We start from the raw sequence: 26872 nt of genomic DNA on the forward strand, positions 1-26872 counted from the left end.
GGCTCGCACGACGAGGCCGCCCTCGCGCGTCACCAGCGGCATGCACTCGGTCCAACCAGTCGCGACGTCGACCATCGTCAACGTCTGAATGAACGAGCCAGCTACAGATGTGCCGCCATGCGCCACCATGTCGACCTCGCAGAACCCCGGCGGCGGATCGTGCCAGTCATTGAACGTCCGGATCGGCACTTCACGGCGGACCGCCGAATAAAACCCGACCCGCCGGCGCTTACCGCCGGCCGCGGCAATTTTGGTCTCGACCAGCAGGCGATCAATCGTGGCTGCACTCACGCCGAGCACCAGCGCTCGATTGGCCTGGTCGAGCTTGAGCCGGCCATGCCGCTCCAGCGAAGGCAGCAACGTCGGAATCATTACCTTCAGCCGCTTGCCGCAGATTCGATCCGAGACCTCCCACAAGGCCACCAGCGCATCCCTGATCTTGGCGCCGTAGGTCGGCCTTCGCTGCCGCCTGGCCTCCGGCGAAATTGCGACATGGCTGGCAAGCGCCCGGACCGCGTGCTTGCGATGCCAGCCGGTCACCGCGCAAAGCTCGTCGAGTATGCGCCCCTTATCTGCCCGCCCTGCCAATCGATAGCGCTCTACCACCGCCGCCGTGAGCTCGCGCCGAGCACCCATGCTGATCCGTCCTGCCATCGGTGACACCGATCCGATTCGGTGTCGCCGCCCCAATCCTGACGGTCAGTTCTCCGGTAACATTCTTGATGAGGCAATGCGCCCCTCAGGAACAGGCAAATGCAGACCTGATGCTTACGATCCTGCGATCGTGGCTTGCTGCAGAACCTCTATCATCCGGAAATCGAGTTTCACTGGCAGCCAGGTCTGCCGTATGGCGGCTTCTTTACTGGAGCGACCATTCCGAAAATGCAGGAGAGGTTTGCATCCATTTGGTTTCCGCTGCAGCCTACCGAAGAGCGTCGCCGCATGGATGCTCGCGTGATTGCGACCAGCACCACTGGACGGGTGATCGTCAACTACGTGTGGAAATGCTTGAGCCCGGATGGAGTGGCGTTCGAGACCGAGACGCTCGCCGACTATGCCATCGAAAAGGAGCAGCTGCGTCGCGCTCAGATGTTTTTATTATGATCTGTTCGGGCTGATGAAGTTTCTGACCATTGCGGCATCGGCTGAAGAATCCAAGAGATGACACGCTCACCTCATTGGCTCACGAGCCAGCGACTGCTCTTTCAGGCCCCGATTGGTTCGATCGCAAGTCCTGATCTCGCGGTCGCGGTATGCAACGCGGGTAGCATTGGTCAGATTGCCGGGACGTGGCGATCGACTGAGGAGTTACGCATCGCCATTAGAACCATCAGGGAGCGCACGACAGCGCCATTTGGCGTCAACTTCGTTCTCGGCTTTCCTTTTGAAGACCAGTTGGCGGTGGCGCTCGCCAAAGGAGTCCCCATTATCTCTTTCCTTTGGGGCGATGCGTCTCGCTATGTTGAGCAGGTGAAGGCGGCAGGTGCGGTCGCCATCCAAGTTGTAGGCAGTACGGAAGACGCGCAGATCGCCGAGGCGGCAGGCTTTGATCTGATCGTCGCGCAGGGCCATGAGGCCGGGGGTCACATTCGCGGTCAGCTCGGCACGTTCGTACTAATCCCACCAGTGCGTGACGCCGTTGGAATTCCAGTCATTGCCGCCGGCGGCACGATTGTGTTGAAGAAGTCCGCGAAGTGATAATTCAGGTTCGGAGAACGCGCTGGGCGCACGGGTGGTTGATTGTGCCTAAGCGTGCTGGAGCGTTGGCAGCGGGATCAGCTTTGCGAGCTTACGTAAATTCTGCGCTGTGGCAGCGAGGAGGAACTCGTCGCGAGCGCCCAAGGGACCTCTTAGCCTGAGCCGGTCGAGGCGGAGAATGCGCTTGAGATGGGCAAAGAGCATCTCGATTTTCTTCCGTTCGCGCCGAGATCTGACATAGGCATCAGTTCTGGCGATCTCGCGCGCCACGTCTCGAGCCTTTTCATGGATTGAACGCGGGACCTTGCGGGAGGGCATCTTCGGACAACACCGCGACTTCAGTTCGCAGTCATCGCAAACATGTTTGCTGGCCCGGTACAGCAGTGTCGCTCCATCATTCACCAAGGTCCCGGTGGAGGCCAGCACTTTGCCAGCCGGGCAGATGTAGACGTCGCTTTGCTGATCATAGGCGAAGTCGTCGCGCGAGAACGTGCCGTCGGTACGGGCCGATTTGTCGAATGCCGGAATGTGCGGTTCGATCGCCTTGCTCGTCGACCAGCCAGCCCAGCATCTCTACCGTTCCATAGGCACTGTCGGCGACAACGCGTTCGCAACAGAGCTCAAGGCGCTCTTCACTGCGCTCGATCATTGTGCGTGCCGCCCCGACCTCGGCCTGTCGGATGGCGCGCGTCGCCTCGACATCCATGATAATCGCTGCCTTCAGGTCGATGAGGTAGTTGTTGGCGCAGGCGAAGAAGGCATGCCCCTTGTGAGCGCCTGTCCATTGCGCGGCCGGGTCCGACTTAGAGGTGAACTTTGGTACCGTGTCACTCGCCGCGCCCCAAGCGGCCTCATTCAGGGTGTCGAAGTACTCTCGAACAGAGCGGCGCGTTCGGGCATAGCTCCCATAACATCGTCAGACCCGGCAACTGCGCGCTGCTTGTTGGTTGGCGGCAATCGAGCTTGCATCGACTGCAAAAGCTGCTCCTTCTGCCATGCAGCGCTGGACCACGGTCTCGAACAGCTTTCGCAACAGATCGCAGCCGCGGAAGCGGCCATGCCTGTTTTTGGAGAACGTCGAGTGGTCCGGCACCTCGCCGTCCAACCTGAGCCGACAGAACCAGCGGTAAGCAAGGTTCAGGTGCACGTCTTCGCACAACCGCCGTTCGGAACGTGTCATTCGGCATGCAAAATTTGCGAGCCGATTGACACATTGCTGGGCTCATCGCTTCTGGCAGCTCAGGGCCCGCCTACAACATGAAGCGCGTGATGACGATCGTGGGCGTAGGCGGATTGCTGGAAGCGATGCGGGCGTGAGGCCGGCAGCGCCTATATGAAGCTCCTGGTTGCCACTGAGATGAGAGGTCGGTTCCATCCAATCAGAAGTTCGGCGGCCGCGAAATGCGCCGGTGCGCCCCAAGTTGCGCGATTTTCACACGGCCTGGGCCAATACCGGACTCATGCACCGCAGCAAATGGGGGTTATTCGATCACCTTGTCGGCGCGCCCGAGGCGCTTGCGCCACAAGTCTTATGCTAGCTCGTAGAGTAAGGCCTTGGCCTGCTTCAAGTCCAACGTGTCAAAGCCCTCGGTGAACCAACCGTAGATTGGAGCGAGGAGTTCTCGGGCCTCATTCCGCTTCCCTTGACCACGCCTGAGCCGCGCCATGCTCATAGCCGCACGCAGTTCCCAGGACTTTGCTCGTTGCTTGCGGGCGACCGCGCGCGCACGCTCGAAATACGCTTCTGCTTTCGCCGCGTCCAGCTCCGGCTCCATCAGCTCGATTTCTCCAGCGGTCCGGTGGATTTCTGCTTCGAACCAACGTTCTCCGCCTGTTTCCATTGTCGTTGTTGCTTCGCCAAGGCAGCGCCAAGCGTCATTGCTTCGTCCAAGTTTGGCATAGGCCACCGCCAACAATGATAAGTGACACGGCATATACAGTGTAGTTCCCGTTGCCCGCAGCGCATTGAACCCGGAAGTAAACATTTGGTCCGCCTTCGGGGCTTTGCCGGTCATGGCCAATACGCAACCTTGGTGCATCATTCCATATGCCTTCCAGAACGAAGCCCCCTTCTCATCTGCCAAGGCGACAAGCTCATTGGTTAGCGCAGTTGCTGTTGCGAAACTTCCGCAAAGAATATGCGTCATCGCTGTGGTGGATATCCTGCGCAGCGGGCCGAAGCGAACCAGGCGAAATGCTGGAATTGGTTTCGTCCCGCCGACCAGCAGCGGGGCGGAGGCGAACGCTCGCTCATCGCTGGCATCACTCGCCAGGTCATGCGCGATCATGCGGTCGATCCACGGCGCGTCTACGTCGGCGGACTGTCGGCCGGGGCCGCGGCCCGCCGTTATGGGATCCACCTACGGCGATCTGTACGCGGCGATCGGCATACATTCCGGACTGGCCTGCGGGGCCGCCACGGACCTTCCCTCCGCGCTGCTCGCCATGCGGCAAGGCGGCGGGCCCGAGGCAATGCCGGGCGACGGCCCGCCCATCCCGACGATTGTCTTCCACGGCGATCGCGACACCACGGTGCGTTCGAACAATGGCGATCGAATCGTCCGGCAGTCCATCGGCGGCACGAGCACGAAAGAGAGGGTGCATCGAGGACGGGTACCGGGAGGACATGACTACACCCGCACCGTCCATACCGATGCCGGCGGACGCCTGGAGCACTGGGAAATCCACGGAGCCGGACACGCATGGTCGGGAGGCAGCCCCGCCGGCTCCTACAGATCCGGACGGACCGGATGCAACGAGGGAAATGCTGCGTTTCTTCCTCGAGCATTCGCTCCCCGAGAGGCGAAACTAGAGCGGGGTCCGCTTTCCGTCCCTGCCAATGGGAAGCGGACGCCATCGGGTCGGCCCTTTTACGACGTGCGGGTTCGGCCGAATGTCCGGTTTGCGCCCACGAACTGCCCTTCCCGTCAGCTCGCATTTTGAGCGGTCACACGCCGCGAAGGACCGCCTCCATCGTTTGAAATTTGCGATTACAGCCTGCTCCGTCCAACCGCGGGGCGGCAAATCTCATCCGGAAGCGCACGTCTCAGCTAACATCTGAGTACCCGGCCAACAAACATTTGGTCGGGCGAGGTGCCGACAGCACCGCTACTCTTCTAGTCCTCTGATGGAGCTCGCGAACCGCATAATGGGCAAACCCGCCGATTTTCACTCTGGGCTACGCTACTGTCCTCTCGTGAGCAATGAATGGTTCTCTCTTGCGGGGCGTTGGTCCAAACGGTGGTGCGACCACAAGAAAATACCCTTGATCAGGACGCGCGAGATCAAACAGGGGAATTTGTGCGGACAAGCAATAGCACTCGCTCTTGGGTAACAACGTGGGAATAAGTCTTCGCGAATGGCTTTTCGCATTAATGACTTATGTCGTTGGTGCGCTCGGAGGGCGGTCGCATCTGCTGTGATTTCAAGGACTTGTTGAAATGGGCAAAGAAATCAGGTGCATTTCCCACCCCATAGGTGGCTTTCAGGGTGGATGCTAATTACCGTCACGCCATCGGCCCGCTACGGAGCCTCTGAGGATGACATGGGGGACTACTTTTGACCTTTCGCCCGACCTGGCCATCAGCTCAGGCGTCCGTTTTGCGCGCCAAAAGCGGCCTCCTCGCGAGGTCGCGTCTTGACCCTGAGGCGGCCTGTCACTGCGTCGGTTGGTCCTGGTTCGCCTGAGGATTGTTGAGCCGGCCTTACATCTACCCCCAACTTTTTCGCAGGGCCAAGCGATTGATCCAGCTGCGGAGCGATGGGATCGAGTAGGTCGCCGAGAATGTCCATCTGTTCGTTCTACGGCACGGACAATCGGACACAATATTCGGCTGAATGCATTCTGTCGTACGGTCCCATGCCGCACTAGCTTTCGACGATCGCAATCGCAGCGCCTCGCGCGCTCAAATGAGCGGTCGTCACTATGGAATCGAAAACGAGTAGCGCCTCCATCCACGAACCAGAGCAGCCGAGTTCAACAACCTGTTCAGGCCGCCCAGCTCAGAATGGCGGCAGCGCTTCAGTAATCCTCGTCCGCGGGACAGGTTCGTCTCTGAGCAAATCACGGCCCGATAAACGACATGCATAATCTCGTTTTGCTTGCGGTGCTGCTCGCTGGCAGTGTCCTCTTCGCTTGCCTCAGCCTCCGCCTTCGGCAGGTGAAGGAAATATCGCGATGGCTTGGGGCGGGGTTGACCGGGGTCATCGCCGGCGTCCTGTTCCTGACCTGCGTCGCCACCTCTGTAGGACACTACAAACAGTATTATTCGCGCCGTGCGCCGGTGCCGGAGCTGCGGGTCGGGGGAAGCGACGCACAGATTCAGCGCGGCCGGGCCATTGCCGACAGTTTCTGCGGAGGCTGTCATTCACCGACCGGGACTTTCACGGGAGGCAAAGATACGGCAAGCATCTGCCGGTCTATCTCTGGGCGCGTTTATATCGTGCAATCTCACACCGGCGGGGCCCTTGAAAAAGTGGTCGGATGGGCAGATTTTCCGGGCCATTCGCAATGGCATCGACGCCGAAGGCCGTCGTCTCATGATCATGACATCGCGTACCAATGCCGGCAATCTGAGTGATGAGGACATCCGCGCGCTAATCGCCTATATCCGCCGGCTCCCGGCGGCTGGTGCGGCCACGCCGCAGCCAGCCGAGGAGCTCAATCTTCTCGGCCTTGTCATGGTGGGAATCGGCCAGTTTCCGTCCGGCAAACCAGTCAAGATCGGCGTCGTCACGGCGCCGCCCAAAGCACCGACCATCCAGTACGGCGAATACATCCTGTCCTATTATGACTGCCGGGAATGCCACGGTCAGCAGTTGACCGGCGGTGTCCAAGATCAATGGGCGCCGGTCGGGCCAGGATTGAGCCTGGTCGCGGATTGGAGCCGGGAAGAGTTCATCGCCACTCTCCGCACGGGCAAAGACCCGAGCGGACACGAATTCGACGAAAAGATGAATTGGCGTACGTTCGGCAAGATGGACGATGACGAACTGGGTGCCATCTACGAGTATCTGACGCACATGCCTGACTCCGAAAGCGATCGTTAACTAAATGAATGCCTCGCTTAAAAAAATGCGCGCATTTCACTGCGAAAGCGCCCACATTCGGCGGGCTTCGAGCGCATGCCGCCTGCTGGCCTGACAGATGGGTCCGCAATCGCAAGGCCGTGACCCAATATCCAAACTGTCAGGCCTTCCGGCGCACCTTGGCGTGCCGTGCTGAATCGCCACTGAACGTTGGGCGCCCGCTCGCTCTGCAGGTGTAGTCCTTAACGGCCTTACCATTGACAGAATGATCGATCCCGGCTGCGATATCAAAGAGCGCCTGGTCATTCCGACGCTACGCGGACGTCCATGCGAACGCCTCGCTAATGGAATGGTCCGGCCGTGCTCCCGCCCTGCCAGCAGCGAATCCTGGCAGGGGGCACCGAAGACAAGGAGCACGCCATATCACGGAAGCTCGAGGCTTCGCCCACCGCAATCGGCATCGATATCGGCAAGAGCTTGTCCTACATCGTCCACCAGAACCAGCGCGTTGTCATCGTGTTGCTGCAATAGGTGGCCGCGTGGCCAGTGGAGGCCTCGACTGGCCAATCTGCCGCCGTGTCGGGTCGGCATGGACAATCGGATACAAGATTTGGTCGAACGGACGCTGTCTTCCTCCGGCCTGCCGCACTGGAGTTTGCTCGATCATGAATCGCGCCGCTATCCGTGAGCTCACATGGTGAGGCGCAAGCAAGGGTCGGATCGGATGGTAAGGCGAACCAGCCACAGAAAGGCCGGCTGCGCTGTCGCGAGAATGCTAGATGTGGTCGGTGATGGGTGGTCGCTCCTCATAGTACGCGACGCATTCGAGGGACTGAACAGGTTCGGCGAATTCCAGAAGAGCCTCGGATTGGCCAAGAACATACTCTCCGCGAGGCTCCGAGACCTCGTACGATACGGGGTCTTTAAAGTCGTCCCCACTTCCGATGGCAGCCCATACAACGCATACGTGTTGACCGAGAAAGGCCAAGGTTTGCGACCGAGTTCTGGTCGCTCTTGGCGAGTGTGGAGAAGAGTTCTTTCTCGTAACCGACGACGACCTACTTCCAATGAGCGGGCAAAGCTATCTTCATTCAGTCCGCGCAGAGTCCTCCCGGAGTCGCAGCAAGGGTCGCCGCGCTAAACTGAAGAAACAGAGGCAATACCACTGGACAGCAGATAACAAGCTTGGCTCGCTGGTTGATCCGGCCGGGCGTGGAATGAGATAAAAGAGTCTTTAGGTGGAACGACAGAACTTCACATGACTACGTTGGTATTGCTGAGCGGGTGACAGGCCCATTCCGAACTCGCTGCAGACCAAACAATCTCGGTCATCTTGAGCTACTAGAGGAGTAAGCGAGAAGCCGCAGTTTCGTTCTGATATCCCAAGTAGCATTTGATCGGCGATCGAGGTTTAGGACGATTTTGCTTGGCGCTGGCCGGGTCACCGAAACTGATGTGGCGATACCTGAATCGGCCCATTGGTTGCAGTCGAAGCTTTCCGACGATCGCTAGAATCTCGGGTAGCGGGCGATCACATTCGCGAGAGATCCTCATTACCGTTGCGAACAAAAGCATACAAAGCGCCGCATCGATCGTAGTATGACTACTGACATTTTATGCGATCGAAATCGCCAGGAAAATTGGAGTTTCGGAACATGAAATTGACCAGTCTCGCACGTGTTTCCCGCTTGTGTGGAAGAGAGGGTTGGGGTGACAAGAGCAGCGAGCGAGTTGCGCACTGCCCGCCGATACGGGTGAGTAGATTGCGGGGATCTATCGAAGGCTGTCGCCCGCCTCGGGGCGCTTGCTACGATCGACAATGGCGTCGGTTTTCAGCTCGTGCCCTCCCCACCCGAGCGCGGATTGAGCAACCGGGGGCTCCGTCGTCCTAACAGAGGATGAACTGTGAATCTGATCGGAAGTGAATGCCTCTGGGCTCGCGCAACACTTGCTGCTTCGAGACCTCGTAGTCCCTTCTCTCCAAGTCTTCTACCATCGGGTTCATCAAGAGGCCTGCGAGCCTTAGGATCGCAACGAGCCCGGAAGGACTTGAATGTACGCAGCCAATTGTAGGGATTCCGACGCAGGTCGCGACACTACCTGACAGATAGGTTGCGAAATGTCTCAGACCTGTAACGTCGAGCCGCTCGAATTCTCAGCCCTCCACCAGCAGACCGATAGCCTGCCAGCGGCGAGGCTCGGTCGGGCATTGGAGATCCTGCAGAGGCTGGCCGAACGCACTGCGCATCAGTGCGATGCGCACGGGTTCTTCATTGCGTCGGTGCGCCGATGGCGGTCAGCGTATGCGACTGCAAAGACGTCGAACAAATGGGCTCGGCCTTTTAAGCATCAGCAATTGATGCAGCCCGAAGCTTGCTTTTTGACTTATGCCCAAGTTTGGAGCGAATTGAAATGAATTGGCGCGCGCGATGTTGTTGCTGAGGTCGTAGGACGCAACATGATGATCGCAAAAGTTATTCATATTCATCTCGCAATTGCGACCCTGGAGTGAGCCGTACTGAAGCTATCGCGCATCATGACAGCGTCGGGGTTCCGTCCAGACGACAACTAAAAACGACTCTCGGCACCGTTGAGAGCCCTCTGGCTCCCCGAAAATGCCTTGCTGTTCTGAGGCATCGCGTTGCTTTTCTCCAAGTTCCTGTGCTGGCCGCCTCAGCCGGCCTGCGAGCTTTAAAGATATTCATCAACGAACTCGATAAGGGACTTGAATCGCACGTAGCGTCAGATTGTAAGGTTTCCGACACGAGTCGCGACAATGCGTCGCGACAACACTTTATGACAGGTAGCAAGAATTGCGAATGTCTCCAAACCCTAGGTTCACGCCGCTCGACTCCCTCACGCTCCTCGATCAGTCCACCCGCACCCGTGTTGGCAACGTAGCCTATGCGCCTGACACGCGACCAGCGCCGGCTCAGTTGAGGCTACAACAGCAGGAGCTAGAGAGCAGGACCCGCTGTCTTCGCGTCCCTGTTGCCGGGCGGGCAACGAAGCTCTGTACAACCTCGACATCCGCCGGCATTCATCGCCAGAGGTGGAATGCAGGCGGCGGAACCACCCAGACCACATGTCTGACAACGCCTCTACGGGAACGGACTCGCCACTATTTGGTGTGCCCGATCGGCTGCCGCCTGGGCGCCGCGTCGGATCTGGCTGAAGGTCGAGAATTCTGGCCCTCCCCAAATACGCCACCGCCCCGACCGAGGCGTGTTTTCCTAGCTCGGGGGCGCATTGGTTAGTTCGTCCCGCGTTAGTGGCTTCTGAAAGAGCGGCCGACTGCGGGACGCGAGGCGCCTGCACGCGTTCGAAGTTCCATTTTGTCATGACTAAGCGACCTCGATGGGTCGACGGCATAGCAAGCCTCACCGCAGGCTCTGGCCAACACGGGAGCTCAAAATGTTGATGTCTCGTATCAGTTCGGATGCAAATCCAGCCATTCGCTCTGGTGCTTTGCGTTCAGCTGCGCCTGCTGGCGAGGCCATCGCCCGACCAATGACCGGAAGCATTGCCGCGATTGGCGCGCAGTTGCGGCGGGGTGCTGCCACAGCCCTCGATGCTTTGACTCATTCCAGCCAACCTCCCGGCATCCACACCACGCTAAGAGTTGCCAAGCGCGCATGCGATCCACAGCAGACGGCCGAAATTTCTAATCCGCAGATGAGGCCGGCCGTTGGCAACATTGCTCTTCTTCATCGATCCCGTCTCCGGACGTTTACGTTGACTCGGGACAACTCAGTCTCGCTCGGCTTCATCATCGACGGTGATCTGCTCGATATTTTGGCATGACTTGAGAAGGGGCAATGAAATGCGAACGCTAGTGGTTGATCATGATGAGGACCTAGCGCGCGCTGTCCAAAGCGCGCTCTCGGATTGCGGTTTCGCCGTTGATCTGGCACCCACTCTGGATGATGCGGCGACCGCTCTGGGCTACGCCAACTACGACATTCTCCTGCTCGAGTTGGCTCTACCAGATGGAAACGGCTTGGACTGGCTGAAGCGGTTGAGACGCGACGGACATTTGATGCCTGCAATAGTGATGAGCAGCCTCAATGACCTCGGTCGACGGATCGCCATTTTCAATGGTGGTGCAGACGATTTCCTACCCAAGCCTGTATCTACTGATGAACTCATCGCCCGGATGCGAGCCATTCTGAGGCGGTCAACGCAAATGACAGCCCCCGTGGTCACATTTGGCAATCTGAAGTTCGATCCGATCGCCCGGCAAGCTTCAGTTGGTGGTCGGCCGCTCAGGATTGCGCGCCGCGAATTGTGCATTCTTGAGCATCTCCTCAGCCGCGCTGGCCGTACCGTGCCGCGGCTGTCGCTAGAGGATAGCCTCTATGCGTTTGACAACGAGGTCTCGACCAATGCGCTTGAAGTCGCGATCTATCGCTTACGCCGTCATTTGAGTCAGTCGGGTGCGACCCTACGGATCACGACCGCACGCGGCATCGGTTATATCCTTGAATTGAATAGCGTGGCATCGGCCGCCTAGTCGATCGAAGTTGAAAGCAAAGACTCCCTTGAAGATCGCTCTTAATAATGAGGGTGGCAGCGATCGACGCTCGATCGTCGCCAGTGCCCTGTGGTCTGTCGTTTATCCTTCTCTTTCCCACCTCCTGTGCGCGGTCGCTTTCCTATCACCACTAACTGCCGCAGCTCAGACGACGCGGGATGCTAGAGAGGGGCCGCCGCATGCGGCTCCTAGCAGCATTAATGGAACGCTGGACCTTTCCTCCTCGCTCGGCAAGACAATTCATCTGCCTGGGCCGGCCGCGAGCATCTTTGTTGCCGACCCGACGATCGCGGATTATCAGGCGCCGTCGAACACGACCATCTTCGTCTTTGGCAAGAAGTCCGGACGGACCAGCCTGTTCGCTTTGAACGACAACGGGGAGGCTCTCGCCGAGTTTCGTGTCGTCGTAACACAGCCGATCGAGGATCTGCGTGCCATGCTCAAGGCCCAGGTCGGTGACTATCCGATCCAAGTCAGCTATACCCCGCGTGGCGCGATCCTTAGCGGTATGGCTCCCAATGCCGATGTCGTCGCCACTGCCGTGAGGGTTACGGAGCAGTTTCTCGGTGCGGGTGCGCTGGTCGTCAATAAGATTCAGGTCGCCGGGTCGTTACAGGTCAATCTGAGCGTGCGCGTGGCGGAAGTCTCGCGCAGCGCTATGAAGGAGCTCGGCATCAACCTCTCCGCTTTGGGCCAGAATGGCACTTTCGTTTTCGGCTTTAGCAGCGGCAAAGGTGCTGCTTCCGGCACGGCGAGCGGCGGCGGCAAGGTAGGGATCGGCCTCAGCGCTGGTAATATCAACGTCGGCGCTGTTCTCGACGCGCTAGCCAGCGAGCACCTCGCTTCCGTACTCGCTGAACCGAATCTCACCGCAATGTCCGGTGAGTCCGCGAGCTTCCTGGCCGGCGGCGAATTCCCAATTCCGGTCATGCAGGACAACCGACAGGTTTCGATCCAATTTCGTCATTTTGGAGTGAGCCTCGAGTTCGTCCCGACCGTTCTTAACAACAATCAAATCAATGTCCGCGTGAAGCCTGAGGTCAGCGAGATTTCGAAGGAAGGTGAGGTCAAATTGAACGGTATGGCCGTGCCGGCCCTCTCTACAAGACGGGCGGAGACCGTTATCGAGCTTGGGAGCGGACAAAGCTTTGCAATAGGCGGGCTAATCAGGCGTAACTTCAGCACGGATATCAGTACTTTTCCCTGGTTGGGCGACGTGCCCATTCTCGGTGCGCTGTTTCGCTCTTCGTCCTTTCAAAAGCAGGAGACGGAGCTCGTTATTATTGTCACGCCTTACATCGTGCGGCCCGCATCCAACGCGAACCGGATGAGCGCTCCGACCGATCGCATCGGACCACCCTCAGATATGGGGCGCATCTTAACGAACACGTTGGCAAGGCCGCCGCGGGGCCGCGACGCTCCGCGCACCAGTGTACCAGGCGCGACAGGCGGCGCCGGTTTTATTATCGAATGAGGATCGTCGAATGACTGTACGAGCCCTGCCGCATCTGTTCGTTCTGATGACGAGCCTAGGCGGCTGCACAAGCACTGCTACGATCAACACCTTTCCGTCTGAACAAGGAACCATGGTGCAGCAGCAGAACAGCGTCTTGGTGCTGCAGAGCCTCCGTGGGCTCGAGCGGTATCGACTGAGAGAGTTCATTGCCAACAACAGTCGCGGTCGGTTTGATGCGATCCATCTCGATATCATCGGCTCGCCCCGGCTCGCCGCGCAGGTAGCCAGCGAGGCCCGCGCAATGGGCCTTGCCCCTTACAACATCCGCCTGTTCGGCCCTCGCCTCGACCGGCCTCTTGGCTTCGCGGTGCGAATCCAGGCTACTGTCTATGAAGCACGTCCTCCCGTCTGTCCGTCGCTTGCCATCATTGCTCCTTCAGTCAACGACAATTCGTTCGACCAAACCCTTGGCTGCTCAATCCGCAACAATCTGGGAGTCATGGTCAACGATCCGGGCGACCTGCTGGACAATAGAGCTGTCATGGCAACAACAGGCGATCGTGCCGCCGTTCCTGTTGCCACATATGGGTCCATGGGACAGCGCAACAAGAGCGACATGGAAGCTGGAATTGGCAACAGGGCGTCGCCAGAAGCCGCGTCACCGGCGACGAGGGATGTACAGTCGCCTCGATAGTGCACGTCGGATGGCGCAATGATTTCTGCCATACGCGATATCTAGACAAGCCCGGCGGAATAGAGTGCTTTCGCAACCCCTTCGAAGCACTTCGAAGGAACAGCGTTGCCCAGCTTCGCACTCCGGATGAGCTGACGCGCCAGGGCCGGGTCCTGGACAATGCTGAGGTGCAGCGACTGCGCCTCGGCAAGCAATCGTGAGGCAAGTTCGCCCTCACCACGGCAAACCACGATCGGCACGCCGGTCTCGCTACGAACGTAGCGGAGGCCAATCAAGATCGCCTGCCCTGTCAGTATCAATGTGGCACGATGGACGCCAAGTGGAGGCTCGTTCGCTGTCTCCTGACGAAGGCGACGGTGTTCGCGTTTGACCTGCGGATTGCCCTGCTGTTCCTTCGATTCGCGCTTGGCCTCGGTCTCCGTCATGCGCATGTCCTGCAAGAACAACCAGCGCTGGATAAGGAGATCTGCCAATCCGCCGATCAGAAAAGCACCAGCAGCAATTTCCGTCAGCAATTTGATCTCAGTGAACACGAAACTGAGACACCCCATACCGCAGACCGGCAAGTACACCAGCGCCTTCCAACTAGCGACAACCGTGAGCAGAAAGCTGGCGCCAAGAATGCCCACCTTAAGAAGCGACTTCGAGAGTTCAATGAGCGACCGCTTAGACGCAATCCGCTTGAGCCCCTTGATGGGATCCAATTTCTCGAATTTCGGCTTTAAGGACTCGAAAGAGACGTTTAATCCACCATTGGCCAAGACTCCCGCTAGAATACCAGCGGCAACACCGGCCCCGAGGAATGGAGCAACGGCCGAAAAAAATAGGTCGATCAAGCCGCCCAGCGCCTGCTGGACCGCGCTAGTGAACGGCTGAGCCTGCAGTTTGTCGATGAGCCGCATCGTTTCATGCCACTTGATCTCGATGGGGGCCGCTCTTAACCAGAGGCAGCCGAAACCGGCGCAAACGCTGACTGCGCTGACCAAATCGGCGCTGCGCGGGCTCTGCCCTTTCTTGCGCGCATCTTTTAGCTTCTTGGGAGTGGGAGGGAGCTTCTTCTCTTCGCTCGAGCCACTCATTTCAGGAGCTTCTCGAACAACTTGAGCACGGTGTTGGACTGACTGATCTCCGATCCCATATATTCGACGAGGAAGGTGGCGTAACTTACCATGATGATCCCATAGGCCAGGTTCTTCATGGTGGGAGAGACATCGTTCAGTTTGATTTGCGGTGCAAACCGCCCAAGTATCATCACCGATACATCAAGCAGCAGCAGGAATGCCAACACCGGGCCAGAGACCAGTAGCGTCGTATGCATGATGTGATCGAGAAGCCGCAGACATTCCATCGCGCCTTGCGCGGTCAGACTAGGCATCAGCCGATATACGGGCCAGATCAGATAACTGCCATAAAGGCCCGTAATCACGTTCTCCAATCCCCCGGCTAGAACGAAAATCGCAATCGCGGTGGTACCGAGTAACACCGCTGTCGCCGAAGCTTGGCCGCGCGTCGCGGGATCATCAGAAGCAACAGGGTTCGTAATTCCCCGTTGGGTGTCGATGAGCTCACCCACTGCTTGGATGCTCCATAGCGGAATACTGAGCAAAAGGCCGATGAGCAGGCCGACGAACACCTCTTTCAAACCGAGGAGCGTGACACTGATCAGCCGGGAGCCCTGATCCAGCGACTGCAAGCCGTGCCTGATCTGCAACAGGCATGGCAGTCCCATCGCAAAGGTCACGCAGCCACGGACCAGCCCGCTAATGCGCGGCCGCGTAAATACAGGAAGGACCAGCATAATGCCAAGGGCCCGGGCTGCTGCGAGGCCACCTGCAAGGACGAGCTCGATCGCCTCCTGGATCAGAGCTTGCGTCTCGGCGGGTGAAGGGAGGTTCATCTACCGTCGGCTAATGCTTGCCGTGAGTGCGGGAAAGTCGGTAAATGCCTGCTCTGCTTCCTTGATCAACGCGGCGCTGAGCACCGGAGAGAACAACGCGATCACCGCGACAACGACAAGAAGCTTCACAGTCAGTGGCAAGGTTTGATCCTGAAGCTGCGTTGCCGCTTGGATGATGCCGACAACCAGGCCGACAACGACCGCAGCGATGAGCGGTGGTAGAACCCAGATCATGAAGAGCACAAGTGAACGGCTCATATGAGTGAGAATGCTCGCCTCATCCATGTTCAGCCTCCCGGTGTTGTGTAACTGAGCACCAGCCCGTGCATGAGCCGTGACCAGCCGTCGATTGAGACGAATAGAAACAGCTTGAAAGGCACGGATATCACCGTCGGCGAAACCATCGACATACCCATGGCCATCAAGATGGTCGTCACGATCAGATCTATGGTGATAAAGGGCAGATAGAGAAGAAAACCAATTTCGAAGCCACGCTTGAGTTCTGAAATTAGAAAAGATGGCACCAGAATGACCAAATCATCGGCGCTCACGTTGCCGCGCATGTCCTCGGGCCAGACCTGTTCGGTTGAAGCCAGGAAGAACCGGCGCTGCTCGTCAGCGGTGAACTTCTTGAGATAATCGCGCAGCGGCTCCTGCCCCTCCTTTGCGGCGCTCACCCAATCATCGACCGTTTGGTAGCGGAGTTGTGGCGCAGAAATGCGATTATAGGTCTGTTCAATCACCGGCGCGCCAATGAAAACCGTCAGGATCAGTGCCGCGCCATATAGAACGAGGTTCGGTGGGATAGATTGAGTCCCGAGCGCGTTGCGAACGAGGAAGAGCACGACGGATACCTTTATAAACGCTGTGCTTGTTACGACAACGAACGCGAGCAGGCCAAGGCCAGCTGTGAGCGCAAGGAGTCCAAGAATTCCCGGTTGAATGTCAGTCATTGACCGCCAACTTGCCGCGCAGCCGGATGCCGAGCTCCTCGCCGATGCGTACGATGTCGCCGCGGCCGATGCGGTGGCCGTTGGCAAGGATATCGACCGGTCCGTCGAACGGCCGGCCAAGTTCGAACACATGTCCTTCGCTGATATTTCTCAAGGCCCCGAGTGCGACAGTCCACCGGCCGCATTCGAAAACCAGCGTGATCTCGATGTTGTCGAGATCGTTTTCAGAGGGTGGGCGGCTCTTTTCGGATTTGGTCATCATATGTGTACACTCAAGGGGATATGGTTGGAGGCGGAATGCCCCTCGCGCGATCAAGCGATCGTCTGCAATATGTGCCGGGGCCCATAAGGTTCCCGCCTTGAGGATGGCTTGGCCACGGGCGAAGGGTAATACGTCCGGCAATAGAGCGTCTCCTGCATTTGCTTTGCCTAGCAGCGCGACCGTAGCACGGAGCGAGCCGATCTCTCCCTTAACGATGACAGGCAATTCTGGAGGAAGCTGGCGTGCCTCTCGCGGCAGCTGACTGAGCAGTCCGCCTAACGCGCGAAACGCGGGTGGAACTGAACCATCGAGAGGTGAGAACAGGAACAGGCGCGCTTTGCCTTTGAATGGGCCGTAGGTGATTTCGAGCTCCAGATAAGGACCCTGAGCCGTTGCTTCGCTCACGCAGATCAGCCGCAAGCTTTGTTGTGTCAGACTCTCTAGCTGATCGAGCAACGGATCGAGTGCAAGTTCGACGAGGAGCGAACGAGTTGGCTCCGAAGGTAGGCCAAGCTCGCTCTGCACTGTCGCGATCAGCCCCTCTATGAGCGGACGGGGCAACGATAAGATGATCGTTTCATGTCCGAGAACCCAAGAGCAGTTGAGCATCGATACGGCACACGGCTCGGCGTCCCAGACAAGCCGTGCCATCTGCACCGATAGCGACTTATCGCCGAGACGGGTTTGCAGAGGCTTGCGGGAAGCGGCGATCTCGTTGAGCCAGGAGACGACGGCATGCGACAGGGTTAGCCCCGGTTCAAACTCCGATTCGTCGCCCGGAGCCATGCTCGCAGGCCCGTCTACAAGACGAGGCGCTTTCGCTAGCATAAGAGAAGAAGCCATCAGATTCAGTCGCTAGCCGTGTGGGTACGCGTACTACTGCGATACCGAAGCAAGACCTCGTCGTCGGCCTCTATCTCGGCTTCCGCTTCCGAATGGGAATCACTCGCGCGCTGAACGTCGCCCTCAATTTGCTGCCATTTGTAACTCGCCGCCGAGCACTTGGTCAAAATGGTCCGTGCGTCGAGGACCGACGTCTTGGCCTGCTCTTGAGCGTCGCGCACTTCCTCAAGCCTTCCGCGTGCTCGTGCGACCTCAGCTTTGAGCCGTTCAGTGACGATGTGACAGCGACGATCGAGCTCCTCGACAGACAGCGAATCAAACGATGCCAGCTCTCGGTAAAGCTCTCCTTCGAGCGCCGCTCGGTTTTTCTCGGCCGTCGCCAGATCCTGGACAGCTTGTTCCACCGCTTGGAGGGCGGTGCGAAGCTTGGCTTCCATGTTGGACACCTCACGAAGGGCGCTCCGCTGTCTCATATCCTTCACGAGCCGCAATTTCGAGGCATAGACACGATTCACGCGGTCAGACGTGACATCCATGTGAACGTCTCCTCAAAGCTTGATGCCTCGTCTCCGCTCTGACGCAGAAATTTCCGCAACTCCTCGATCGAATTAATTGCCCGATCTGTCAGAGGATCACTGCCTTGCTTATATTCGCCAACCTTCACCAAGAACTCGGCCTCGGCGTAGCGCGAGAGCAGATCACGGAAGAAGGAAGCTGCCTTGCGATGCGACACAGAGACGACTGCATTCATCACGCGGCTGCGGCTCGACAACACGTCAATGGCGGGAAAATGCTCGCGCGCTGCCAAAACGCGTGAGAGAACAACGTGGCCATCAAGAATGCCTCGCGACTCTTCGGCGATTGGATCACCCGAGCCGTCGCCTTCGACAAGCACGGTATAGAAGGCCGTGATTGAGCCGCGCTCGCCCATGCCGGCACGCTCTAAGAGGCCAGGAAGCATCGCAAAAACCGACGGCGGAAAGCCGCGCCGCGTCGGCGGCTCTCCTGCCGCAAGGCCGATTTCGCGCATGGCGCGGCTAAAGCGCGTCAATGAATCCATCATCAGGACGACGCGAAGTCCTTCATCACGAAAATATTCGGCGAGTGCTGTCGCCATGTGAGCGCATTGCGCTCGTTCCATTGCCGAGCGGTCGGAGGTCTCAACCACAACGACGGTGCGGCGAAGCGCCGCCTCACCGAGGTGCTGCTCGATGAATTCGCGCACTTCACGACCGCGCTCGCCGATCAACGCGACTACGGTGGCATCGGCAGCCGCGCCTTTTACAATCTGCGACAGAAGCGTCGACTTACCGCACCCTGGGTCTCCGTAGATGCCGATCCGCTGCCCCTCGCCACATGTCAGAAGCCCATCCAAGACACGGACGCCGAGTGGGAATGGCCGCTCGATAGCGCGCCTTGTCATTGGGTTTGGAGCCTTACCGCGCAGCGGACGAGTTTGAGCGGCCTTGATTGGACCCTTTCCGTCGATCGGACGGCCGAAGCTGTCGATCACCCGGCCAAGCAAGTCGGGGCCGACCGGAACTTCATGCATTCGCCCGGTCGGGACCACTTCTGCTCGGCTGGATAAGCCCGCCATGTCACCGATAGGAGTGAGCAATACCCCATCTTGCAGTAGGCCGATCACCTCGGCCTCGAGCGACCACCCGGTGCGGGAATCCCGCAACAGGCAAAGCTCCCCTATGCGCGCCTCTGGCAAGACGGCATGAAGCAAGGTGCCGACCGCCCGTGTGATCCGCCCTCGTACAGCACGCGTGTCGATCTGCTTTGCTGTAGATTTCAAAGACGATAGCGCGGCGTGCAGATTCCTCTCTGCGACCGCATCGGTCGCCGATGTTGTCATGGCTCGTCTTCCTTTGAAGGCAAACCCAAACCAAGGCGCAGAGCCCGGAGCTGCGCAGCAAGTCCAAGATCGACATTGCCAAATTCGCTCCACAACACGCACTGGTCCGTCGTTAGAGCCGGATCCGGGTCAATCCGCACTTTCGGCCGGCCCTCCTGTCCATCCCAGGCAGCGAACTCGCGCGCCAGCGCATCAGCTTTCAAAGGAGAGACATGAAGGCACACTTCCGCGCTACCATATTTTTGCTCGATCGCATGACGAACGGTCCTCACCAACATCTCGCCTGGATCAAACGCGCCCAGCAGATCGCTTACGATCTCCATGACAAGCTGGGGCAATTCCTGCTCCAGAATAGCTTTTCGCTGCGCAAGCGTGGAAGCAGCCTGCGCGATCAGCCGAGACATTTCTTCGGCGCCGCTCTTGAAGCCATCCGCTCGGCCGCGCGCCCGTTCCCGCTGATAAGCTGTCCGTCCCCAGCCGCGAACGCGTTGAAGATGCCGCTCGGCGGCCGCGCGCGCTTCGACGGCATCGCACCAGATCCCGAGCTCGGCAGCCCGTATAAATGGCCCGAGCGGACGTATCTGGGGGGCCACCGGCAGCGCTGGGTCATCAGCCGTCATGCCGTGGCGTCTCCCTCGACAAATGGGTTATCACCAAGGAAAGCAACGGGCCCGCGGCATTGCGGTGTTCGGCCGCTGGATTCTCGACAGCAGTGCCTATGGGCGAGCGTAGCAAAATGCGCGTGCGGTCAAGCGAAGAGGCTTCGTCGAGCCAAGCACCTAGGCAGGCATGGCCATCGTGTTCAATCTGTTGCGAAAGTTGTTCCGGATCAGCAGTAGCGGTGGTTGCGACCGCGCTGGCCAAGTGCCGGATACCGAAAGCGTGCGCTTCTGCCCCGATACGTCCAAGCAGAATTGCGAGATCCTGCTTTGAGACGAGCTTTAGGAGCGAGCGAGCATGCCAGATACTGCCGGCAAGCAAAGCAGCCCTATTCGGATCATGGCCGAGCAGAAGATCTCTTCCCCAGTTGCTGCTGCTCGCGTCCATTCCATTACCAAGCAGCATTTCGGCCAGTCTTACCTGCAGCCTCGCGCTCTTCTGTAGCCGGAGCAAAGTCGAAGCCGACAGCCGCGCGTCAAGACGGGCAGCAAATTGGCTCAGATGGGTCGAGGCAGCGAGCTCGCGCAGTCCTTCACAGGACGATTCGGACCAAGTATGAGATTCGGCGGATCGCAGCGGTATAGGCATTTGCACACCCCTATGCCCTGTCGGAGGCGATCTTTTTACCGGGAGCTTGGATAGCCGGCGTGCTCGAAGGGGTGCCCAGTCTGGCTAGCGCGCGCGCTGGCTGGGCACCCTGACGCATACGAGAACCAAGGAATATGTAGCAGAGAAGGCCGAGCGCAGCGCCGGCCACGCCGACACCGGCCGCAAGTAGCGGGGCTGAAATGGATTTGCTCGACTGAGCGGAAGCAGCTGGCAAGGGCGACGGCCGTTCAAGCGGAGCCCGTTCAACCGGTACAAAGACCACCGCCACCTTGTCATAGGATAGGCCCTCGATACTGTTGGCGACCAGCATCTTGATCTGCGGCAGCAGAGCCGAGAGCTTTGCATTGGAGTTATGTCGAATGAACACCGACGCAGAGGACGGCATCGTGTCCTGGCGCAACAGATCATTTTTCGGCAAAACAACGTGGACACGCGCGGATATGACGCCGTCGATATCGCTGATCGTGCGCGACAATTCTTCGCTCAGGGCGTAAACGAAGCGAGCGCGCTCCTCGGTCGGCGAGGCAACCAGGCCCGATCCTTTGAACACCTCGCCGAGGTTCTTGAAAGGCTGGCGCGGCAGCCCTTCTAAATTTAGCAGCTCGATCGAAAACGCTAGCTGCTTCTCCTCGACCTGGATCGTGCTGGTCCCGTCCTTGGCAGTGACACGGACCGCATCGACTCCCTTACTTAGCAGGAGCGCAAGCATCTCATTGGCCTCACGCTCCTGCACTTTGGTGTAGAGCTCAGCCTTACAGCCGAGCAGAAGGAGCAGGAGCGGCAGCACGGTAAAAGCACGCAACCATTGAGCGAATGGGCGGACATGGCCGCTTTGTCCGCAGATGGAACCAGTCATCAACGAACTCAGCCCGCCGATAGCAATTTGTTCATAGATGAGCTGACGGCACTGGTACTCTTGGAGACGAGCGAAACCTCGACGACACCTTTGTAAACGTCTCGCAGACTCGCAACCATCGCGTCAAAGTCGAGCACCCCTTCCGGTTTGCCCGCAGGGCTCGCCCCCACGGGCTGCGGCGGCGAAAGCGGCTGAGCGGCCGGCCCAGGTTGCACGACCTTCGAAATGGCGGCCACGCCGCCGCTCGCTGCAGAAGGAACGGGACTGCCCCGGTACATCGAAGAGAGCGCCTGGAGCACGCGCTCGCCAGGCGGACTCGCCTGCACTGTTGCACGCTGAACCTCCGACATCGCAGGAACGGACGCTGCCTTATCTGTGACCGAGGAGACAGCGCCTGACGTCGAAGCGACGTGCATTAGAGCCTGCTGAAACTGGCTCTGCGCGCCGATTGCTGCCGGCTGGCAGAGCCCGGAGAGGCCTTCGGCAGGGTTCAGGGAGATCGGCGTAGCGGCTAGCATGATCGAAGGTGTCATTGGTTTGGCGCCGATGAGGCACGCCGTTGTTAAGAATTGATGAGTCAGCACCGTAAAGAGGCGAGCTGACCGCAAGCTGACGAACACGCGAGCCATAAGGCCATTTAAAGATCACGTTCGGCTTCCAGCTTGAGCGAAGTCTTATTGACGCATACGCATTTATGAACGGCTTTGACCGAAGCACTTCCACCCGTCTCGCGCACGCTCCATCGGCTGACATCATCCAGCTGCTGCGCGCACCACCATCACCAAGCGGCGGTGTTGAGACTAGGCGTGTTGCCACCTAACGGGTCAATACCCTAGAAGGGCGAACTGACGACAAGCCGACGAACACGCCAAGGTTTGCGTCATCTAAAGATCACGTTTGTTTCCAAATTGGCCGAATCTCAGCTCTTGTTCTGAGGTCGAAGGAACTAGGGAATGCTTGTGCGAACCACGATGCTGGACATTTTAAAGAGAGCTCTTTGTGTCGGAGCTTTCGTTTCCAGCGGAATACTTCCGGCGTTCGATGCTTCCCTCTCGCTCCCATCGACACCTTATAACTATACGGTTCTGGATCAGGAGCTCTCTGCCGCACTGCAGGAATTCGGTAACAACCTAAATATCAGAGTCAACGTCAGCGCCGAGGTGAAGGGCCGGATCCGCGGGCGAATGCCGGATCTGCCAGCGCGAGAGTTCCTCGATCGTTTGACGAACCTCTACAATCTTCAATGGTACTATGATGGGCTCGTGCTTTACGTATCTGCTGCAAGCGAGGCGCAAAGTCGTCTGCTTGTGTTGAAGCCGATCAGCTTCGACGCATTCAAAGCGGCGCTCGATACACTCAACATCTCCGACGAGCGCTATGCTGTACGAGCGGCACCAGGAAATGGCATCGTCCTGGTTTCTGGTCCACCACGCTTTATTGCGCTCGTGGACCAAACGCTGAGTGGCCTTGTGGCGGAGGCGCAGGCGCGGCCACACGCCGCCGATAAGCAGCCGCGGGAATCGATTCTGAAGTTATTTCGTGGCTCCTCGACCATGGTCATTCGCGATGGACGACCGGAAGCCCCCTATTCTTCCGACGCGCCGCATCAGGACAGCATGGTGCGCGAGCCTGCGCCAGGCCAGAGATGAAATGGAGAATGCGCGGCGGCTTTTGGCGAAAGTCAATGCCCGTCTGCATTGGCTCATTGTGAATCCTTCTGACGCTCGTCAGCTTCTCGAAAGCTCACCCTCCTAGCATGAGAGCGCGGATGTCTGGACGGCGATGCCGTCCATCCACCGTATTGGACATGCACGTCGAGGCACCCGATGCTCGCAATGACCTGAAACCGGGTTGGCGTCATTGTTGCCGGTAGCTCGCAGGCTGCGGCTCAACGCGAGTCTTCTAAACAGTTCTCCGTAGGCCGCGATGCAAGTGGCCTTTGTCGAACAAGGGCTCGGGGCCGCTCTATGTTTCAAAGGAGGAACAGGATGGATTTCAACTCAATCGACCCACTGAACACGGACCCCCGCCTGACTTACCACCCCCGCCCGCCGATCCAACGGGCTTTGAGCACCAGCTGAGCGAATTGCAAGATAGTGCTCCGCCATACGTTACTCGGTCGCCAGTGCCGCAGGGCGAAGCCTATTCGCCATATTTGGAGGCCGGGCATCCCTATTCGTCACATTTGAATTGGCAGGATGATCTGCATACGCCGGCCGCGGTTTCCCCTGAGCCATTACCGGCCACTGGCGAAAGCTTTCAGCAGCCCAGCTCGCAGCAGGCGATTGCTGAACCGCTGGCGAAAGCCGCATATTTCGATCAGGATCTGATTTGGCAGGAGCTCGAATCCGGCCTGCAAGCCGGGCCGTCGCAAGCCGGGCCATCATCCTTCGCCCTGGAAGGCCCTCAGCGACCCATCTCGCAGCAGCCGCTTGCTCAGTCGCTGGCGGAAGCCCCCGATTTCGATAAGGACCCAGTTTGGCAGGAGCTCGATCCCGGGCTGCAGGCCGGGCCATCGCAGGCCGGGCCGTCCTCGTCCGCGGGGGCCGCGCCACGCGAACTCGGAGATTTCGTCATGAACAACGGACGCCGTGCCAGCGAGTACTGGGTCTTCTTTCCCCAAACGGCCTCGAACGCTCAGATGAATATGCTAAGAAGCGTCGGGCTCATGCCGAGCAGAGACTCACCGACAACCTTCTCCATTATAGGTGTCCCCCACACAGCCGAATGGCGAGATGAGGATTTCGTTCGTATCAACCCGTCGCTGGACCCTAGCCTCTGGCCTGGATACTCGGGTGAGGATTCACCCACTGGGTAGACGTTCCACAGCAGCTCGCGGCAGGGCCATGCGCCTCCCCGCGAAAACAGACCTTCGGGATGTCGCCGACGGCAGCAGCGCCTGGCGACGTCCCTCCTGGGCGTCGACGATCTTGGCTATCTTAGCCTCGCGCCAAGATAATTGTACCCGGTCAATTAATTATGCGTCCTTTCAGAGATCTGGTCAGGCAGTCGGCGCGGCCAGGACATTCCAGCTGAGAACGGCCCACATCATCCCCGCAACGTTCCGAGTCTCAAGCGGCAGGGGTTTTGAAGGCACCTCGAGCGGACTTCGCAGCGAGTGAAACGAAGTTGATGCCGGTGATGGCGCCGACGTCCTAGTTCTTCAGCCAGTCGCAGCGCCGGTAGAACTCGATCGGCATGTGTCCTCGCGCCGTCAGCGACTCCTCCAAGCCCCCATTGGTGAGGCGGGCATGCCCGTGCTGCGAGCTGGTTGTGGAGCGCGTACCCGGTGCCCAAACCCGCTGGGCCTTGGGGTTGCAGTCCAATCGAGTTATTCAGCCACGTCCAACAGGATAGAGACGAACGCGCGGTCCTCTGTCCGTTTCTTGCAACTCGGCCCTATAGGGTACACCTTCGATGAGGATATGCGTTGGACGGCCCGCGCTCGGCACGAGACCCTCGTCGTCCAGTGCTTGGACGAGCTCTAGTGGGGCGAAACGTTCGCGGTTGTGATCCCAATGCCCCTCGCGGATCACAGGCGCGAAATCCAGTCGCTGCTGATGGCATGGCCTGGCAGACGACGATGCCCTGGTTTCATCCATCTGCCCAACTTGGGAGTGATGGACGAGAAGAACGTCGCGGGGCCCTTCCGGCCCCAGCTCGGCCGTGTAGGGCTCACGGTTGATGGAAAAACGTGTGATTGGGACGAAGTGGGTCGGCGGGAGCCCGCTGTAATCAAGTATGTCGATCAAGACGTCCGAGGTCCGTCGGGAGCCGTGCTCCCAGTCCGAATCGACGAGAGGCCCGATGTCCCGTACCATTATGATGGTTCGCTGATAATGGGTCGATTGGATCCATACTGCTCTCCTCTTGACGATACAGGGCCTGCGCAAATCTGCGGAGTTACGCGCCGGACCAGTGTACGGGGCGGCAGAGATTTCAGCGCGAGCCAAGACTAATCTTGCAGGGGCTAGCTGTCGAAAACCTGACGAGTGTCACAAGGAGCCAATGGCGACCGTGTTGGTTTCCTCCGGAAGGTGCGGCGTCGGTCGTCTGCTGAAGAAGAGCTGGTGATGGTCGAAGACAAGGAGCCGCGCTGAACCTGGAGGACTGCCTATGAAACTGCACCGCTTCCGTGACACTTGGACGTCGTCTTCGGTGACATCGATGCAAGCTTTCGGACTTTTGCAACCGAAAAGCTTGCAATTTCATTCCCGGCCTTGACCTGGGCCTACCCGACGGGTCCGACCTTTTCGCAATTGATCGTATCGATGTGCGGGTAGTGTGTGTATCGACGCGCGCCGTTTCCATGCTTAGCCCTTGGGCGCGGATCGCGCGAGCCTTCGCTTGGTCGAGGCGTCGGAGCGGCGGCCGGGAGCTCCTTGCAGCTATCAGGCGGGTTTCCGCGTTTCAGCATCTTCCGAAACACGGCATACGCGTCATTTGCGCTCTCATAGGCGGACAGGGTCGAGTCATCGTTTACCCAGGCGAGCACGATAACCTTTGCAGTTTCCCGATTGGTGGTATCGAAAGAAAAGGCGGAACTGCTGCAGGAATTGAGTGCCTGTATTCGTCGCCGAGCGTGGCGCCCTGCCGGTAGACATCACGAGTGGGTCGCTCGGGATATCTTCGAACGCCAGCTTGAGGACGGCGGCGAGAAGCTCCGCCATGCGCTTCTTCTTATATCCCTTAAGATCCTTGTTTTGCGCTTTCTCGACGGCCGCGATCATCGCCTCGAGCTGGTCGAGAAATAGCGGGTGCGCGTAGATCGTCCAACCATTGATCTTGGGGTTATCGTCGCTCACGCCTCGTCATCTCGGAGAGCCGAGTTGAGATCGACCTTGACGCCTTTGACGAGGGCCTTGCCGCGCGCGAGCAGCGACTTCGGTACGGGCCGAATCCGCGCCCGCTGATCGGCCATGGTCTCGTGCAAGCAATTTAAGAAACTTGCCGATCACTGGATCGCCCTCGTCCGCGCGCGCTTGCTTCTTGGCTATCACGACGGTCCCGTCGGAGAGGCCGCGGAACACGACCTGGTCGCGCTTGCCCAACCCCAGGATCTTACGGATGGGTACCGGCACGGTTGTTTGGCCGCGCTCCGTGAGCGTCGCGGGATTTCAAGGATTTCGGCCGTCTTGGTCACGGTCCGCTCCCATAATCTGCCCCCGGCAATGCATTTGCATTGTAGGTCAAGAGACGTCAGATTGCGAGGGAATGGGACCGCGAGAAGATCGACAATGAACGCTACACCGTGGCGCGCTGGAGGAGGACTTCGCCCACCACATGCGAATGCCATCCCAACCAAGCGAAGGAGAGGATCTCTCAACGGCTCAGGTGCAGTCAGTGCAGAGAATCAGACCATAGGGCGCGTAGACTGAGCCTGAGAGAGCAAGGTCGGTCACAGGCCCACCGCTTGTTACCCATGGTCATTCCCTAGTACCCACTTTTCATAGAACGTGAGTCGTGATTCAAGATCGGGATGATTCCCGAAGCAAGAGAAGTCCGCGTTTCGCGGAAGGAG

General features: G+C 58.9%; 25 protein-coding genes and 4 pseudogenes. 12 read left to right on the forward strand and 17 right to left on the reverse strand.

The window, feature by feature from the left end; genetic code table 11:
• Positions 1–636, reverse strand: a pseudogene (locus AC5ZGW_RS39820) (transposase); the annotation flags it as partial.
• A gap of 153 nt (positions 637–789) precedes the next feature.
• Here AC5ZGW_RS39820 and AC5ZGW_RS39825 point away from each other — a divergent pair.
• Positions 790–1104, forward strand: a complete 315-nt coding sequence (locus AC5ZGW_RS39825) for a hypothetical protein (protein ID WP_028168829.1) — start codon at positions 790–792, stop codon at positions 1102–1104.
• A 57-nt stretch (positions 1105–1161) separates the two neighbouring features.
• Positions 1162–1698 carry an NAD(P)H-dependent flavin oxidoreductase gene (locus AC5ZGW_RS39830; protein ID WP_051397281.1) on the forward strand — a complete coding sequence of 179 codons (537 nt, stop codon included), beginning with the start codon at positions 1162–1164 and terminating at the stop codon, positions 1696–1698.
• A gap of 48 nt (positions 1699–1746) precedes the next feature.
• Here AC5ZGW_RS39830 and AC5ZGW_RS39835 read toward each other — a convergent pair.
• Both AC5ZGW_RS39835 and AC5ZGW_RS39840 read right to left on the reverse strand, forming a co-directional pair.
• Positions 1747–2884: pseudogene (locus AC5ZGW_RS39835) on the reverse strand (transposase); the annotation flags it as partial.
• A gap of 343 nt (positions 2885–3227) precedes the next feature.
• A complete protein-coding gene (locus AC5ZGW_RS39840; protein WP_130228579.1) occupies positions 3228–3845 on the reverse strand; it encodes a hypothetical protein in 618 nt (205 codons plus the stop codon).
• A gap of 12 nt (positions 3846–3857) precedes the next feature.
• Here AC5ZGW_RS39840 and AC5ZGW_RS39845 point away from each other — a divergent pair.
• The 8 genes and pseudogenes from AC5ZGW_RS39845 to AC5ZGW_RS39880 all read left to right on the forward strand — a co-directional run.
• Positions 3858–4510: pseudogene (locus AC5ZGW_RS39845) on the forward strand (extracellular catalytic domain type 1 short-chain-length polyhydroxyalkanoate depolymerase); the annotation flags it as partial.
• 1526 nt (positions 4511–6036) lie between these two features.
• Positions 6037–6747 carry a c-type cytochrome gene (locus AC5ZGW_RS39850; protein WP_245474934.1) on the forward strand — a complete coding sequence of 237 codons (711 nt, stop codon included), beginning with the start codon at positions 6037–6039 and terminating at the stop codon, positions 6745–6747.
• Positions 6748–7086: 339 nt separating this feature from the next.
• Entirely contained in the window at positions 7087–7257 is a 171-nt protein-coding gene (locus tag AC5ZGW_RS39855) for a hypothetical protein (protein ID WP_155255612.1), read from the forward strand.
• Between the two features lie 241 nt (positions 7258–7498).
• Positions 7499–7867, forward strand: coding sequence for a winged helix-turn-helix transcriptional regulator (locus AC5ZGW_RS39860; protein ID WP_474419515.1), 369 nt, complete (start codon positions 7499–7501; stop codon positions 7865–7867).
• Between the two features lie 2273 nt (positions 7868–10140).
• Complete coding sequence (locus AC5ZGW_RS39865) at positions 10141–10530, forward strand: hypothetical protein (RefSeq protein ID WP_130228580.1); 390 nt, start codon at positions 10141–10143, stop codon at positions 10528–10530.
• Positions 10531–10549: 19 nt separating this feature from the next.
• Positions 10550–11239, forward strand: a complete 690-nt coding sequence (locus AC5ZGW_RS39870; protein ID WP_028168822.1) for a response regulator transcription factor — start codon at positions 10550–10552, stop codon at positions 11237–11239.
• A gap of 28 nt (positions 11240–11267) precedes the next feature.
• Complete coding sequence (locus tag AC5ZGW_RS39875) at positions 11268–12734, forward strand: type II and III secretion system protein family protein (protein WP_496114078.1); 1467 nt, start codon at positions 11268–11270, stop codon at positions 12732–12734.
• 10 nt (positions 12735–12744) lie between these two features.
• Entirely contained in the window at positions 12745–13410 is a 666-nt protein-coding gene (locus AC5ZGW_RS39880) for a CpaD family pilus assembly lipoprotein (RefSeq protein WP_028168820.1), read from the forward strand.
• Between the two features lie 41 nt (positions 13411–13451).
• Here the strand turns inward: AC5ZGW_RS39880 and AC5ZGW_RS39885 are convergent, their stop codons facing one another.
• The 11 genes from AC5ZGW_RS39885 to AC5ZGW_RS39935 form a co-directional block, all read right to left on the reverse strand.
• On the reverse strand, positions 13452–14489 hold the full coding sequence (locus tag AC5ZGW_RS39885) for an EscU/YscU/HrcU family type III secretion system export apparatus switch protein (protein WP_130228581.1): 1038 nt from the start codon (positions 14487–14489) through the stop codon (positions 13452–13454).
• Positions 14486–15307, reverse strand: coding sequence for a type III secretion system export apparatus subunit SctT (sctT, locus tag AC5ZGW_RS39890; protein ID WP_028168818.1), 822 nt, complete (start codon positions 15305–15307; stop codon positions 14486–14488). The genes AC5ZGW_RS39885 and sctT overlap by 4 nt, the downstream gene beginning before the upstream one ends.
• Positions 15308–15592: an EscS/YscS/HrcS family type III secretion system export apparatus protein gene (locus AC5ZGW_RS39895; protein ID WP_028168817.1), complete on the reverse strand. Its 285-nt coding sequence runs from the start codon at positions 15590–15592 to the stop codon at positions 15308–15310. It lies immediately after the preceding gene.
• Positions 15593–15594: 2 nt separating this feature from the next.
• Positions 15595–16260 (reverse strand): type III secretion system export apparatus subunit SctR, encoded by a 666-nt coding sequence (sctR, locus tag AC5ZGW_RS39900; protein WP_028168816.1) that lies wholly within the window; start codon positions 16258–16260, stop codon positions 15595–15597.
• Positions 16253–17308: a type III secretion system cytoplasmic ring protein SctQ gene (gene sctQ, locus AC5ZGW_RS39905; RefSeq protein WP_130228582.1), complete on the reverse strand. Its 1056-nt coding sequence runs from the start codon at positions 17306–17308 to the stop codon at positions 16253–16255. Before sctQ ends, sctR begins: the two co-directional genes overlap by 8 nt.
• Positions 17309–17370: 62 nt before the next feature.
• The gene (gene sctO / locus AC5ZGW_RS39910; RefSeq protein WP_028168814.1) at positions 17371–17901 is read right to left on the reverse strand and encodes a type III secretion system stalk subunit SctO; all 531 of its coding nucleotides are present in this window, start codon (positions 17899–17901) and stop codon (positions 17371–17373) included.
• Positions 17877–19226, reverse strand: a complete 1350-nt coding sequence (gene sctN, locus AC5ZGW_RS39915; protein ID WP_130228583.1) for a type III secretion system ATPase SctN — start codon at positions 19224–19226, stop codon at positions 17877–17879. Before sctN ends, sctO begins: the two co-directional genes overlap by 25 nt.
• Positions 19223–19846: a type III secretion system stator protein SctL gene (gene sctL, locus AC5ZGW_RS39920; RefSeq protein ID WP_130228584.1), complete on the reverse strand. Its 624-nt coding sequence runs from the start codon at positions 19844–19846 to the stop codon at positions 19223–19225. Before sctL ends, sctN begins: the two co-directional genes overlap by 4 nt.
• A complete protein-coding gene (locus AC5ZGW_RS39925; protein ID WP_130228585.1) occupies positions 19836–20474 on the reverse strand; it encodes a nodulation protein NolU in 639 nt (212 codons plus the stop codon). The genes sctL and AC5ZGW_RS39925 overlap by 11 nt, the downstream gene beginning before the upstream one ends.
• 10 nt (positions 20475–20484) lie before the next feature.
• Positions 20485–21351, reverse strand: a complete 867-nt coding sequence (gene sctJ, locus AC5ZGW_RS39930) for a type III secretion system inner membrane ring lipoprotein SctJ (protein WP_130228586.1) — start codon at positions 21349–21351, stop codon at positions 20485–20487.
• An 8-nt stretch (positions 21352–21359) separates the two neighbouring features.
• Positions 21360–21980 carry a nodulation protein NolB gene (locus tag AC5ZGW_RS39935; protein WP_245474935.1) on the reverse strand — a complete coding sequence of 207 codons (621 nt, stop codon included), beginning with the start codon at positions 21978–21980 and terminating at the stop codon, positions 21360–21362.
• A gap of 324 nt (positions 21981–22304) precedes the next feature.
• Between AC5ZGW_RS39935 and AC5ZGW_RS39940 the strand changes: the two genes are divergently transcribed.
• Both AC5ZGW_RS39940 and AC5ZGW_RS39945 read left to right on the forward strand, forming a co-directional pair.
• The gene (locus AC5ZGW_RS39940; protein WP_028169429.1) at positions 22305–23000 is read left to right on the forward strand and encodes a secretin N-terminal domain-containing protein; all 696 of its coding nucleotides are present in this window, start codon (positions 22305–22307) and stop codon (positions 22998–23000) included.
• A 476-nt stretch (positions 23001–23476) separates the two neighbouring features.
• Positions 23477–24169 carry a hypothetical protein gene (locus tag AC5ZGW_RS39945; RefSeq protein ID WP_155255696.1) on the forward strand — a complete coding sequence of 231 codons (693 nt, stop codon included), beginning with the start codon at positions 23477–23479 and terminating at the stop codon, positions 24167–24169.
• 1413 nt (positions 24170–25582) lie between these two features.
• Here AC5ZGW_RS39945 and AC5ZGW_RS39950 read toward each other — a convergent pair.
• The 3 genes and pseudogenes from AC5ZGW_RS39950 to AC5ZGW_RS39960 form a co-directional block, all read right to left on the reverse strand.
• Positions 25583–25846 (reverse strand): type II toxin-antitoxin system YhaV family toxin, encoded by a 264-nt coding sequence (locus tag AC5ZGW_RS39950; protein ID WP_245287709.1) that lies wholly within the window; start codon positions 25844–25846, stop codon positions 25583–25585.
• The gene (locus AC5ZGW_RS39955; protein WP_245474936.1) at positions 25824–26156 is read right to left on the reverse strand and encodes a type II toxin-antitoxin system YhaV family toxin; all 333 of its coding nucleotides are present in this window, start codon (positions 26154–26156) and stop codon (positions 25824–25826) included. Before AC5ZGW_RS39955 ends, AC5ZGW_RS39950 begins: the two co-directional genes overlap by 23 nt.
• Positions 26153–26494, reverse strand: a pseudogene (locus tag AC5ZGW_RS39960) (type II toxin-antitoxin system PrlF family antitoxin). The gene AC5ZGW_RS39955 and the pseudogene AC5ZGW_RS39960 overlap by 4 nt, the downstream one beginning before the upstream one ends.
• Between the last annotated feature and the right edge of the window lie 378 nt (positions 26495–26872).

The organism is Bradyrhizobium sp. Crot121, from assembly GCF_059512385.1.

Excerpts from the sequence above, each read along its gene's own strand:
- AC5ZGW_RS39830 (WP_051397281.1), top strand. The coding sequence starts at position 1,162 with ATGACACGCTCACCTCATTGGCTCACGAGCCAGCGACTGCTCTTTCAG.
- AC5ZGW_RS39840 (WP_130228579.1), bottom strand. The coding sequence starts at position 3,845 with ATGACGCATATTCTTTGCGGAAGTTTCGCAACAGCAACTGCGCTAACC.
- AC5ZGW_RS39860 (WP_474419515.1), top strand. The coding sequence starts at position 7,499 with ATGCTAGATGTGGTCGGTGATGGGTGGTCGCTCCTCATAGTACGCGAC.
- AC5ZGW_RS39865 (WP_130228580.1), top strand. The coding sequence starts at position 10,141 with ATGTTGATGTCTCGTATCAGTTCGGATGCAAATCCAGCCATTCGCTCT.
- AC5ZGW_RS39870 (WP_028168822.1), top strand. The coding sequence starts at position 10,550 with ATGCGAACGCTAGTGGTTGATCATGATGAGGACCTAGCGCGCGCTGTC.
- AC5ZGW_RS39880 (WP_028168820.1), top strand. The coding sequence starts at position 12,745 with ATGACTGTACGAGCCCTGCCGCATCTGTTCGTTCTGATGACGAGCCTA.
- AC5ZGW_RS39885 (WP_130228581.1), bottom strand. The coding sequence starts at position 14,489 with ATGAGTGGCTCGAGCGAAGAGAAGAAGCTCCCTCCCACTCCCAAGAAG.
- sctT (WP_028168818.1), bottom strand. The coding sequence starts at position 15,307 with ATGAACCTCCCTTCACCCGCCGAGACGCAAGCTCTGATCCAGGAGGCG.
- AC5ZGW_RS39895 (WP_028168817.1), bottom strand. The coding sequence starts at position 15,592 with ATGGATGAGGCGAGCATTCTCACTCATATGAGCCGTTCACTTGTGCTC.
- sctR (WP_028168816.1), bottom strand. The coding sequence starts at position 16,260 with ATGACTGACATTCAACCGGGAATTCTTGGACTCCTTGCGCTCACAGCT.
- sctQ (WP_130228582.1), bottom strand. The coding sequence starts at position 17,308 with ATGGCTCCGGGCGACGAATCGGAGTTTGAACCGGGGCTAACCCTGTCG.
- sctO (WP_028168814.1), bottom strand. The coding sequence starts at position 17,901 with ATGGATGTCACGTCTGACCGCGTGAATCGTGTCTATGCCTCGAAATTG.
- sctN (WP_130228583.1), bottom strand. The coding sequence starts at position 19,226 with ATGACAACATCGGCGACCGATGCGGTCGCAGAGAGGAATCTGCACGCC.
- sctL (WP_130228584.1), bottom strand. The coding sequence starts at position 19,846 with ATGACGGCTGATGACCCAGCGCTGCCGGTGGCCCCCCAGATACGTCCG.
- AC5ZGW_RS39925 (WP_130228585.1), bottom strand. The coding sequence starts at position 20,474 with ATGCCTATACCGCTGCGATCCGCCGAATCTCATACTTGGTCCGAATCG.
- sctJ (WP_130228586.1), bottom strand. The coding sequence starts at position 21,351 with ATGACTGGTTCCATCTGCGGACAAAGCGGCCATGTCCGCCCATTCGCT.
- AC5ZGW_RS39935 (WP_245474935.1), bottom strand. The coding sequence starts at position 21,980 with ATGGCTCGCGTGTTCGTCAGCTTGCGGTCAGCTCGCCTCTTTACGGTG.
- AC5ZGW_RS39940 (WP_028169429.1), top strand. The coding sequence starts at position 22,305 with ATGCTTGTGCGAACCACGATGCTGGACATTTTAAAGAGAGCTCTTTGT.